The 10,099-nt window shown below is 69.4% G+C and carries 13 protein-coding genes; all 13 read left to right on the top strand.

The genetic code is table 11. The features are described 5' to 3' along the window. The first annotated feature begins 91 nt into the window (after window positions 1–91). On the top strand, window positions 92–1,405 hold the full coding sequence (locus tag VGB60_RS10710; protein ID WP_331038250.1) for a replication-associated recombination protein A: 1,314 nt from the start codon (window positions 92–94) through the stop codon (window positions 1,403–1,405). Window positions 1,406–1,467: 62 nt separating this feature from the next. After that, window positions 1,468–1,926, top strand: coding sequence for a hypothetical protein (locus VGB60_RS10705; RefSeq protein ID WP_331038249.1), 459 nt, complete (start codon window positions 1,468–1,470; stop codon window positions 1,924–1,926). Further along, window positions 1,923–2,366: a hypothetical protein gene (locus tag VGB60_RS10700; protein ID WP_331038248.1), complete on the top strand. Its 444-nt coding sequence runs from the start codon at window positions 1,923–1,925 to the stop codon at window positions 2,364–2,366. The genes VGB60_RS10705 and VGB60_RS10700 overlap by 4 nt, the downstream gene beginning before the upstream one ends. Window positions 2,367–2,400: 34 nt before the next feature. Beyond that, entirely contained in the window at window positions 2,401–3,141 is a 741-nt protein-coding gene (locus VGB60_RS10695) for a DUF72 domain-containing protein (protein WP_331038247.1), read from the top strand. Further along, window positions 3,141–3,866 (top strand): RluA family pseudouridine synthase, encoded by a 726-nt coding sequence (locus VGB60_RS10690; RefSeq protein WP_331038246.1) that lies wholly within the window; start codon window positions 3,141–3,143, stop codon window positions 3,864–3,866. The genes VGB60_RS10695 and VGB60_RS10690 overlap by 1 nt, the downstream gene beginning before the upstream one ends. 131 nt (window positions 3,867–3,997) lie before the next feature. After that, window positions 3,998–4,501, top strand: a complete 504-nt coding sequence (locus tag VGB60_RS10685) for a CC0125/CC1285 family lipoprotein (protein WP_331038245.1) — start codon at window positions 3,998–4,000, stop codon at window positions 4,499–4,501. Between the two features lie 49 nt (window positions 4,502–4,550). Continuing rightward, a complete protein-coding gene (crcB, locus tag VGB60_RS10680) occupies window positions 4,551–4,946 on the top strand; it encodes a fluoride efflux transporter CrcB (RefSeq protein ID WP_331038244.1) in 396 nt (131 codons plus the stop codon). A gap of 44 nt (window positions 4,947–4,990) precedes the next feature. Then, complete coding sequence (locus tag VGB60_RS10675; RefSeq protein ID WP_331038251.1) at window positions 4,991–5,989, top strand: RluA family pseudouridine synthase; 999 nt, start codon at window positions 4,991–4,993, stop codon at window positions 5,987–5,989. A gap of 127 nt (window positions 5,990–6,116) precedes the next feature. Further along, complete coding sequence (locus tag VGB60_RS10670) at window positions 6,117–6,797, top strand: HAD-IA family hydrolase (RefSeq protein ID WP_331038243.1); 681 nt, start codon at window positions 6,117–6,119, stop codon at window positions 6,795–6,797. Between the two features lie 17 nt (window positions 6,798–6,814). Next, the gene (locus tag VGB60_RS10665) at window positions 6,815–7,576 is read left to right on the top strand and encodes an ATP12 family chaperone protein (protein ID WP_331038242.1); all 762 of its coding nucleotides are present in this window, start codon (window positions 6,815–6,817) and stop codon (window positions 7,574–7,576) included. A gap of 78 nt (window positions 7,577–7,654) precedes the next feature. Further along, window positions 7,655–8,116 carry a hypothetical protein gene (locus VGB60_RS10660; protein ID WP_331038241.1) on the top strand — a complete coding sequence of 154 codons (462 nt, stop codon included), beginning with the start codon at window positions 7,655–7,657 and terminating at the stop codon, window positions 8,114–8,116. Continuing rightward, entirely contained in the window at window positions 8,113–8,430 is a 318-nt protein-coding gene (locus tag VGB60_RS10655; RefSeq protein WP_331038240.1) for a transcriptional regulator, read from the top strand. Before VGB60_RS10660 ends, VGB60_RS10655 begins: the two co-directional genes overlap by 4 nt. A gap of 230 nt (window positions 8,431–8,660) precedes the next feature. Continuing rightward, a partial coding sequence (locus VGB60_RS10650; RefSeq protein ID WP_331038239.1) for an acyl-CoA carboxylase subunit beta occupies window positions 8,661–10,099 on the top strand: 1,439 nt, incomplete at its 3' end.

The raw sequence follows: 10,099 nt of genomic DNA, 5'->3' as shown, positions 1-10,099 counted from the left end.
GGGCGGTCGGCAGATCGTGGCCGACCTCTAGGTGTTCGTCGCCGACGACGTTCTTCCTGGCCGCGAATCGCCAGTGTTGTAGTTTGCGGCGATGACGGACCTCTTCGAAGCGGCGGGGCTGACACCGGCGGCGCCGCGGCCGCTCGCCGAGCGCCTGCGCCCGCAGACGCTGGGGGAGGTGGTGGGCCAGGAGCACCTGCTGGGCCCCGAGGGGCCCATCGGCCGCATGGCCGCCGCCCACCGGCTGTCGTCGATGATCCTGTGGGGCCCGCCGGGGGTGGGCAAGACCACCATCGCCCGGCTGCTGGCCAAGGCCGCCGGCTACGAGTTCCAGCAGCTGTCGGCGGTCTTCTCCGGCGTGGCCGACCTGAAGAAGGCCTTCGAGGCCGCGCGCGCCCGCCGCGCCGCCGGCCAGGCCACCCTGCTGTTCGTCGACGAGATCCACCGCTTCAACCGCGCCCAGCAGGACGGCTTCCTGCCGTTCGTGGAGGAGGGAATCGTCACCCTGGTCGGCGCGACGACCGAGAACCCCTCGTTCGAGTTGAACGGCGCGCTGCTGTCCCGCAGCCAGGTCTATGTGCTGAAGCGACTGGACGACGCCGCGCTGGACCAGCTGCTGACGCGCGCGGAGGCGCAGGAGGGCAAGGCCCTGCCGCTGACGCCCGAGGCGCGGCAGGCGATGCTGGCTCTGGCCGACGGCGACGGCCGTTATCTGCTGACGATGTCCGAGGTCCTGTTCGACCTCACTTCGGATGAGCCGCTGGACGTGCAGGCGCTGGCGGGCGTGCTCCAGAAGCGCGCTCCCGCCTACGACAAGAGCAGAGAAGAGCACTACAACCTCATATCCGCGCTGCATAAATCGGTTCGCGGGTCCGATCCCGATGCGGCCCTGTATTGGCTGGCGCGCATGCTGAACGGCGGCGAGGACCCGCTGTATCTGGCGCGGCGGATCGTGCGCATGGCGGTCGAGGACATCGGCGAGGCCGACCCCCTGTCGCTCCTCGTCGCCAATGCGGCGAAAGACACGTACGACTTCCTCGGCAGTCCCGAGGGCGAGCTGGCGCTGGCTCAGGCGGTCGTCCACCTGGCCACCGCGCCCAAGTCGGTGGCGGTGTACGAGGCGTTCAAGGCGGCGAAGCGCGCCGCCGCCGAGACGGGGTCCCTGACGCCCCCGGCGCACATCCGCAACGCCCCCACGAAGCTGATGAAGTCCCTCGGCTACGGCAAGGGCTACCAGTACGATCCGGACACGCTCGAGGGGTTCTCAGGGGCGAACTTCTTCCCGGACGAAATGGAGCGTCGCGTCTTCTACGCGCCGAAGGGCGAGGGGCACGAGGCCAAGGTGAAGGAGCGGCTGGACCGCTGGGCCGCGATGCGCGCCGCCCGGCCGCCTGAACAAGGTTAGCGTTGCCGTAACGTCAATTTCGGGCCTATCCTCCCGCCGTCGATCAACCTTGGGAGGGGAAGATGACCGATACGACCGCGACGATGACGACGAGGACGCCCTGGCACCTGTGGGCCGTGGGGGTGATCTCGCTGCTGTGGAATGGCTTCGGGGCCTACGACTTCATCATGTCCATGACGCAGGGGGCGACCTACTGGCGGGCGTCCGGCATGAACGACGCCATGATCGCCTATTACAACGCCATGCCGACGTGGATGTATGTGCCGTGGGTGCTGGGCGTGTGGGGCGGCGTGGCGGGGTCGATCCTGCTGTTGATGCGCAGCCGGTTCGCCGTCCACGCCTTTGTGCTGTCCGTGATCGGCGCGGTCGTCAGCCTGTTGTACGGAACGGTTATTGACCGCGCCCCGCCGGCGCCGCCCGAAATGGCGGTCATGACCTACATGCCGTGGGTCATCGCTGTGATCACCGCCGCGCTCGCCTGGTACGCCTGGACCATGAGCAAGAAGGGCGTCCTGCGTTGAGCGGCCTCGGCGGCCGGGCGCGGGCGCCTTGGCATCTGTGGGTGGTCGGGGTGTTGACGGTGTTGTGGAACGGCTTCGGCTGTGTCGACTACGTCATGACGCAGACAAACCGGGACGCCTGGTTCGCCCAGATGGGCATGACGGCGGCCCAGCTTGAATATTTCAACGCCATGCCCGCCTGGACGCATGGAGCATGGGCGATCGGGGTGTGGGGCGGACTGCTGGGCGGTATCCTGCTGCTGCTGCGCCGCAAGCTAGCGACGCCGGTGTTCGTGGCGTCCTTCCTCGGCTGGCTGGCGGGCGCGATATACGCCTTCGGCCTCTCCGACGGGCTTGAGGCCATGGGCTCGATGTGGCCGATGCAGATCGTCATCGGCGCGGCATGCCTGTTCTTCATCTGGTACGCCTGGACCATGGGCAAACGGGGCGTCCTGCGTTGAGGAACCGGGGCCGGGGCTCACGCCTTGGCTCCCCATGGCTCCTTTCGACCTGAGACTCGGCACGGCCGGCTGGAGCATTCCAGCCGCCGTGTCCGACAGGTTTCATGGGACTGGCTCAAGTCTCGAACGCTACGCCGCCGTCATGAACGCGGCCGAGATCAACAGCAGCTTCCACCGCCCGCACAGGCGCACGACCTACGAGCGATGGGCCGCTTCCACGCCGAATGATTTCCGGTTTTCGGCCAAGGTCCCGAAGGTGCTGACGCATGATCAGCGCCTGGCGACGCCGGAGGAAAGTGTCGACCGCTTCGCGAACGAGGTCGCCGGCCTTGGCGGCAAACTGGCGGTGATCCTCGTCCAGTTGCCGCCGAGCCTGAATTTCGACCCGGCGATCGCGGGGGCGTTCTTCAGCGCCCTGCAGGCGCGCATCCCGGTCCCGCTGGTCTGCGAACCCCGGCACGCCGACTGGTTCACGCCTGACGCCGATGCGTGGTTGGCCGATCGCCGCGTCGCACGCGTCGCCGCCGACCCGGCCAAACACCCCGGCGCCGCCGATCCCGGCGGCTGGCGCGGCTTGAGCTATTTCCGCCTGCACGGCTCGCCGCGGATGTACTACTCCGCCTACAGCCCCGAAGTGCTGGCGGCTGCGGCCCGGCGCCTCCGCGAGGAAGCCGCCAAGGCTCCGACATGGTGCGTCTTCGACAACACCGCGGGCTCGGCCGCCCTGCCGGACGCCTTGACCGTCAGGACGGCGACGGGCGATGAGCGGGCCTGATGGCCTTCGCTTCCCCGATCAACCTGTCCGCCGACGACATCGCGGCCGTCCGCTCGTGGATCCTCCACGAGGATGAGGCGGTCATCGCCTTCAACAAGCCGGCCGGTCTGTCGAGCCAGGGCGGGCGCATCCAGGCGCACACGCTGGACGATCTGCTGTGGGCGTTCGCCCGGTCGAACGGCAAGCGGCCGGATCTCGTGCACAGGCTGGACCGCGACACCTCGGGCGTGATCCTGGCGGCGAAGACCAAGCCGGCGGCGGGTTTCCTCGGCAAGGCGATGCAGGCCAAACGCTTCCGCAAGACCTATCTCGCGCTGGTCCCCTCCGCGCCCGACCCGCGCGCCGGGACCATCGACCGGCCCCTGCTGCGTCAGGAAATCGGCCGCGAGAGCTATATGCGGGTGGTGGAGCCCGATACGCCGGGGGCTCAGCAGGCCCTCAGCCGCTACCGCACCCTGTCGGCGTCGGAGGACGGCGCGCTGGTGGAGCTGGAGCCCGCGACCGGTCGGATGCATCAGCTGCGAGTGCATATGGCCGCGATCGGCCGCCCGCTCGCGGGCGACGCCCGTTACGGCGGGGCGCTGACCTTCGCGGGCCGGGCCGCGCCCCGGCTGATGCTGCACGCGGCGAAGCTGACGTTCCCGCACCCGGAGGGCGGATACAGGACAGTGGAGGCGCCCCTGCCGGAGGATTTCGAAACTCTGAGGATCGCGGCGGGGCTGTAAGGCGGCCCTCCGCCAGGCGCACCGCCTCCTCCCCACGGCCTTGCGGAGGGGGACCGCGAAGCGGTGGACCGGCGACGTCAGGAACCACCTAACGACGACGACGCTTCTCAATCAGACGCCGGAGTGCACTCATGAACCGCCTGACCCTTCCCCTCATCGCCGCCGCCGGTCTGGCCCTCTCAGCCTGCGCCAGCCTGGCCCCCTACGGCGCGCAGGTCGCGCCGGGCGGGCAGGGCTACACCGAGCAGCGGATCGAAGCCAACCGCTTCCGCGTGACCTACAACGGCGTCGGCGCGCCCGGTCCGGTCGCCGACATGGCGCTGTTGCGCGCGGCCGAATTGACCACCGCAGAGGGCTACGACTGGTTCGAGGTCACACAGCGCTGGATCGACGGTCGCCCTGACAGCGCCGGCGGCTTCAGGCCCAGCGTGGGGGTCGGCTACGGTTCGGACCGGTACAGCGGCCGCTATGGGAGCTATTCGGCCTCGGGCGTGGGCGTGGGGCTCGGCCTGAACTTCAGCGGGCCGTCGGCGACCTCGACCACCCTCGAAGTGCTCATGGGTCGCGGCGCCCGCCCGGACCGTCCCGAGGTTTATGAGGCGCGGGCGGTTCAGGACAATCTCCGCCGCTGGTAGCGCCCCAGGCCCTTCTTCGCTTTTTCGCCGCCTCGACTATAAGCGCGGCATGACACGTCTTCTGATCGTCGCGGCCGGAGGCGCGCTCGGCGCGGTCGCGCGCTACGGCGTCGGCGTCTGGGCCCTTCGCCTGTTCCCGACCGCGACCTGGCCGTGGGCGACGCTGACGATCAACGTCGGAGGGGGCCTCCTGATGGGCCTGCTGGCCGGCTGGCTCGCGTTCCGCGGCGGGGCCCAGAGCGAGAGCCTGCGTCTGTTCGCGGCCGTCGGCGTGCTGGGGGGCTTCACCACCTTCTCGGCCTTTTCGCTCGAAACCGTGGCGATGCTCGAGCGCCGCCAATTCGCCATGGCCGGGGGCTATGTGGCCGCCTCGGTGGTGCTCTCGATCGCCGCCCTGTTCATCGGCCTGATGGTCGCCCGCCGCGCCTTCGGAGCCGCCCTTTGACCCCCCCTGAGACCAATGAACCCATTCAGGACGCCGAGCCGGCCCTGAAACGCGAGGTCCTGACGATCTATGTCGCCGAGGCCGAGGACGGCATTCGCCTCGACCGCTGGTTCCGCCGCCGCTGGCCGCATCTGTCCAACATCCAGGTGCAGAAGATGGCGCGCTCGGGCCAGATCCGCGTCGACGGCGCCCGTATCAAGCCGGAGGGCCGCCTGACCGCCGGCGCCGCCGTGCGCGTGCCCCCGATCCCGGATGACGCGTCGCGCAAGGCGGGCGACCTGCACACCCTCAGCCCGCAGGACATCAAATTCGCCAAGTCGCTCGTGCTCTACGAGGATGACATGGTCATCGCCATCAACAAGCCGCACGGGCTGGCGGTGCAGGGCGGGACCAAGACCAGTCGCCACGTCGACCGGCTGCTGTCGGCCTGGGGGGAGGGGATGGACCGGCCCCGTCTGGTCCACCGGCTCGACCGCGACACCTCCGGCGTCCTGCTGCTCGGCAAGGGCCCCGAGGCGGCCAAGCGGCTGGCCGGGGCCTTCGCGCGGCGTCAGGCCAAGAAGACCTACTGGGCCATCGTCATCGGCAATCCCAAGCCCTCGGCCGGCCAGATCGACATGCCGCTGAAGAAGACCGGCATCAACGACTTCGAGATGATGCGCCCCGCCGACCGCAAGGACCCACGCGCCGAACCGGCCGAGACCGCCTTCGCCACCATCAGCCGCGCCGCCCACCGCGCCTCATGGATGGCGCTGCGGCCCTTCACCGGCCGGACCCACCAACTGCGCGCCCACATGGCCGGCATCGGCCACCCCATCCTCGGCGATCCCAAATACGGTGACGAGAAGTCAAAGGAGCTGTCCGGCCCGCTGAAGCTGCAGCTGCACGCTCGCAGCATCGAGCTGGAGCATCCGCGCGGCGGGGTGCTCAAGGTCGAGGCGCCGCTCAGCCCCGAGATGCGCGCCGGCTTCGCCCACTTCGGCTTCGAGGAGGCGGAGGGGAACGAGAGCGATCCATTCGAAGGCGTGAGGCGGCAAAGATGATGTTCCTCCCCCACAGGGGGAGGGGGACCGCGAAGCGGTGGAGGGGGCCTGCCTCACGCACGGGCTCCCGGACCAGCCCCCTCCACCATCCTTCGGATGGTCCCCCTCCCCCGATGGGGGAGGAATGATGACCCGTCCCCTCGCCGTGTTCGACATCGACGGCACCCTCGTCGACAGCCGCGCCTCGATCCATCGCGCCGCGTGCGAGGCCGCGCGAGACATCGGTCTGGCCGAGCCCGACTATGATCGCGTGCGCCAGATCGTCGGCCTCTCGCTGGAGCATGCCATGGCCGTGCTGGAGCCGGGTCTCGACGCGCCGACCCTGGCGCGCTTCGTCGCCGGCTTCCGCGCCAGCTTCAACCGCATGTACGCCGAGGGCCACGAGGAGCCGCTGTATCCCGAGGCCATGACGACTTTGCGCCGCCTGCACCGAGACGGCTGGCGGCTGGCTCTGGCGACGGGCCAGAACCGCCGCGGCGTGGCGCGGAACCTCGCCCGCGAGGGCTGGGCCGACCTGTTCCTGTCGTCGCACTGCGCCGAGGACGGGCCCGGCAAGCCCGATCCCGCCATGCTGCACGCCGCCATGGACGCCTGCGGCGCCGACCCGGCGGCCACGGTCATGATCGGCGACACGGCCCACGACGTGCTTATGGCGCTGAACGCAGGGGTCCACCCCCTGGGCGTCGCCTGGGGTTTTCACACGGTCGAGGAACAGCGCGCGGCCGGGGCCCGCCACGTCGCCTCGAGTTTCGGTGAACTGTCGGTGGTGCTGGACGGTTTCGCCGCTCGAAGCCGCGCCGCCGCCTGATCCCTACGAGCCGAACCATGAGCCATATCCCCCCCCTCGATCCCAACGTCGCCGCCCGCAAGGGCTTCCGCGAGTCCGAAGAACGGCTGAAGCGCTTCTGGACCGCCGTCGACGTCAAGCATGGCGCGGGCGGCTGGTCCGTCGTCCTCGACGGGCGGACGCCCAAGACTCCGGCTCATGCGCCCCTGACCCTGCCGACCGAAGCCGCGGCCCGGCTGGTCGCCGAAGAGTGGGCGGCCCAGGGCGAGTTCATCGATCCGGGAACCATGCCCGCGACCCGGCTCGCCTCCACCGCCATCGACCGCGTCAGCCAGGCCCGCGAGCCCGTGGCCGACGAGATCGCCGCCTTCGCCGGCTCGGACCTCCTCTGCTATCTCGCCGACGCCCCGACCTCACTGGCGGTGGAGCAGGCGCGTGAGTGGTCGCCATGGCGGGACTGGGCGGCGCTGGAGCTCGGCGTCGTGCTGGAGCCGGTCGAGGGGATCATCCACCGAGCGCAGGACCCGACCTCCATCGCCCGCGTCCGCGACCTCGCCCTGCGGCTGGACGACTTCGCCTTGACCGGACTGGCCATGGCCACGCCGCTGCTTGGCTCGGCCGTGCTCGGGCTGGCGCTGCAGCGAGGCGCGCTGAGCGGCGAGGCGGCCTTCGATCTCAGCCGTCTGGACGAAGCCTTCCAGGAGCGGCAATGGGGCGTCGACGAGGAGGCCGCAGAGCGCACCACCGCCCGCCGGGCCGAGGCTGTCCTGCTGGACCGGTGGTTCCGCGCCCTCACCTGAGTTTCCGCACTGGAAAGTTTCCGCTTGCCAAAGTGGAAAGTGTGGCCCATTTTCCAGTTCGGAAAGTGAGGCTGAGCCATGAACGAAGACCCGACCCCCGCCGAGGCGCTCGCCGCCATCCAGCGTTCGCAGCGCGACGTGCAGCGCAAGGTCGCCGCGGGCTCCTGGCGCTACGACCTCGGCTATTCCGCCATCTGCGCCATGATGGTGGGCACGCAGGCATTGGACATGCCCATGAACACGCTCGGCGTCGCCGTCGGCGTCCTGCTCCTCGCCGTTCTGTTTCGGCGAGAGGCGGACCGGCTGGGCGTCAGCATCACCGGCCTGTCGCCGCGCCGTGCCCGCTGGGTCGCGATCGGCCTGGGCCTGGTGCTGCTCCCGCTGATGCTGCTCGCAATCCTGCTGAATCACTTCGCGGCCTCGGGCTTCCTGCTTGCGCTAGGAGCGGCGGCCTTGATGGCGGCCGCCTTCGTCTTCTGCCTTGTCGGCTCACGGCTGTGGCTGCGCGTCTACCGGCGCGAGACGGGGCTCGGCGAATGAGTGGTTTCAACGCGGTCATCCACGCCCCCGGTCGCCTGCAGATCTGCGCCATCCTGTCGGCGGCGGACGAGGCCGAGTTCGCCATGATCCGCGACGCCATCGCCGTCTCCGATTCCGTACTTTCGAAACACCTGAAACAGCTCGAGGAGGCGGGCTATATCGCCGTCCGCAAACAGGCCCACGCCGGGCGCCAGCGCACCTGGATCGGCCTGAAACCCGCCGGCCGCGCCGCCTTCGCATCCCATGTCGCCGAGCTGCAGCGGCTGGCCGGGCTGGTGGAGTCGCCGAGGCTGGGGGAGGGGTTCTCGGGCTGAGCGCCGTGTTCTCAGCGCGATCCACGGCGCTGGTTTACAACCGGCCCCCCCGGGCGCAGCCTCCATCCGAACGGGAGGCTCCTTCATGTCCAAGAAAACCATCGCCATTGTCCTCGGCGTCGCCGCCGTCATCCTGGGCGGGCTCGTGGTGTTCAACATCATCTGACGCCGCGCCGATGCTTGCCACTGCCTGCGCCTCTCCTTAAGCCTCGCGCTCAAGGAGACGCCTCATGCAAGACATCCTCGAACAGCTGGAAGCCCGCCGCGCCGCAGCCCGTCTCGGCGGAGGCGAAGCCCGCATCGCCAGCCAGCACGCCAAGGGCAAGCTGACCGCGCGCGAGCGGATCGACGTCCTGCTGGACGAGGGCTCGTTCGAGGAAACCGACATGTTCGTCGAGCATCGCTCGCACGACTTCGGCATGGAGCGGCAGCGCGTCCCCGGCGACGGCGTGGTCACCGGACGGGGCACGATCGGCGGCCGTCTCGTCTATGTCTTCTCCAAGGATTTCACGGTCTTCGGCGGCTCTCTTAGCGGCGCGCATGCGGCCAAGATCGTCAAGATCCAGACCATGGCCCTGACCAACGGCGCGCCGATCATCGGCCTGTTCGACGCCGGCGGCGCCCGCATCCAGGAGGGGGTCGAAAGCCTCGCCGGCTACGCCGACATCTTCCTGCAGAACACCCTGGCCTCGGGCGTCATCCCCCAGATCAGCGTCATCATGGGCCCCTGCGCCGGCGGCGACGTCTATTCGCCCGCCATCACCGACTTCATCTTCATGGTGAAGGACACCTCCTACATGTACGTCACCGGCCCCGACGTGGTGAAGACGGTCACCAACGAGGTGGTCACCCACGAGGACCTCGGAGGGGCCCGGGTCCACGCTGGCAAGTCGGGCGTCGCCGACGGCGCCTTCGAGAACGATCTGGAGGCCCTGTCGGAGGTTCGCCGCCTGATCGGCTTCCTGCCCCTGTCGAACCGCGAAAAGCCCCCGGTCCGCGACAGCTACGACGACCCCGAGCGCGACGAGGCCAGCCTCGACACCCTCGTGCCCGCCAATCCCAACCAGCCCTACGACATCAAGGAGCTGATCCTGAAGACGGTCGACGAGGCCGAATTCTTCGAGATCGCGCCGGATTTCGCCAAGAACATCGTCACCGGCTTCGGCCGCCTCGACGGCCAGACCGTCGGCGTCGTCGCCAACCAGCCGCAGGTCCTGGCCGGCGTCCTCGACATCGATAGCAGCCGCAAGGCCGCCCGCTTCGTGCGCTTCTGCGACGCGTTCGGCATCCCCCTGGTGACCTTCGTCGACGTCCCCGGCTTCATGCCCGGCACGCGCCAGGAGTACGGCGGCCTGATCAAACACGGCGCCAAACTGCTGTTCGCCTACGCCGAGGCCACCGTGCCCAAACTGACCGTCATCACCCGCAAGGCCTATGGCGGCGCCTATGACGTCATGAGCTCCAAACACCTGCGCGGCGACGTCAACTACGCCTGGCCCTCGGCCGAGATCGCCGTCATGGGCGCCAAGGGCGCGGTCGAGATCATCTTCCGCAAAGAGGCGGGGGACCCGGAGGCCTTGGCCGCACGCGAGGCCGAGTACAAGGCCCGCTTCGCCAACCCGTTCGTGGCGGCGGGCCTGGGCTATATCGACGACGTGATCATGCCGCA

Source organism: Brevundimonas sp., assembly GCF_036399195.1.
Taxonomy (GTDB): Bacteria; Pseudomonadota; Alphaproteobacteria; order Caulobacterales; family Caulobacteraceae; genus Brevundimonas.
This window is presented reverse-complemented; position numbering and strand designations above follow the sequence as displayed.

Bases quoted from the DNA above. Each gene is read 5' to 3' on its own strand.
- VGB60_RS10685 (WP_331038245.1), top strand. From the start codon at position 3,998: ATGAACCGCCTGACCCTTCCCCTCATCGCCGCCGCCGGTCTGGCCCTC.
- VGB60_RS10665 (WP_331038242.1), top strand. From the start codon at position 6,815: ATGAGCCATATCCCCCCCCTCGATCCCAACGTCGCCGCCCGCAAGGGC.
- VGB60_RS10670 (WP_331038243.1), top strand. From the start codon at position 6,117: ATGACCCGTCCCCTCGCCGTGTTCGACATCGACGGCACCCTCGTCGAC.
- crcB (WP_331038244.1), top strand. From the start codon at position 4,551: ATGACACGTCTTCTGATCGTCGCGGCCGGAGGCGCGCTCGGCGCGGTC.
- VGB60_RS10655 (WP_331038240.1), top strand. From the start codon at position 8,113: ATGAGTGGTTTCAACGCGGTCATCCACGCCCCCGGTCGCCTGCAGATC.
- VGB60_RS10660 (WP_331038241.1), top strand. From the start codon at position 7,655: ATGAACGAAGACCCGACCCCCGCCGAGGCGCTCGCCGCCATCCAGCGT.
- VGB60_RS10705 (WP_331038249.1), top strand. From the start codon at position 1,468: ATGACCGATACGACCGCGACGATGACGACGAGGACGCCCTGGCACCTG.
- VGB60_RS10690 (WP_331038246.1), top strand. From the start codon at position 3,141: ATGGCCTTCGCTTCCCCGATCAACCTGTCCGCCGACGACATCGCGGCC.
- VGB60_RS10695 (WP_331038247.1), top strand. From the start codon at position 2,401: ATGGCTCCTTTCGACCTGAGACTCGGCACGGCCGGCTGGAGCATTCCA.
- VGB60_RS10710 (WP_331038250.1), top strand. From the start codon at position 92: ATGACGGACCTCTTCGAAGCGGCGGGGCTGACACCGGCGGCGCCGCGG.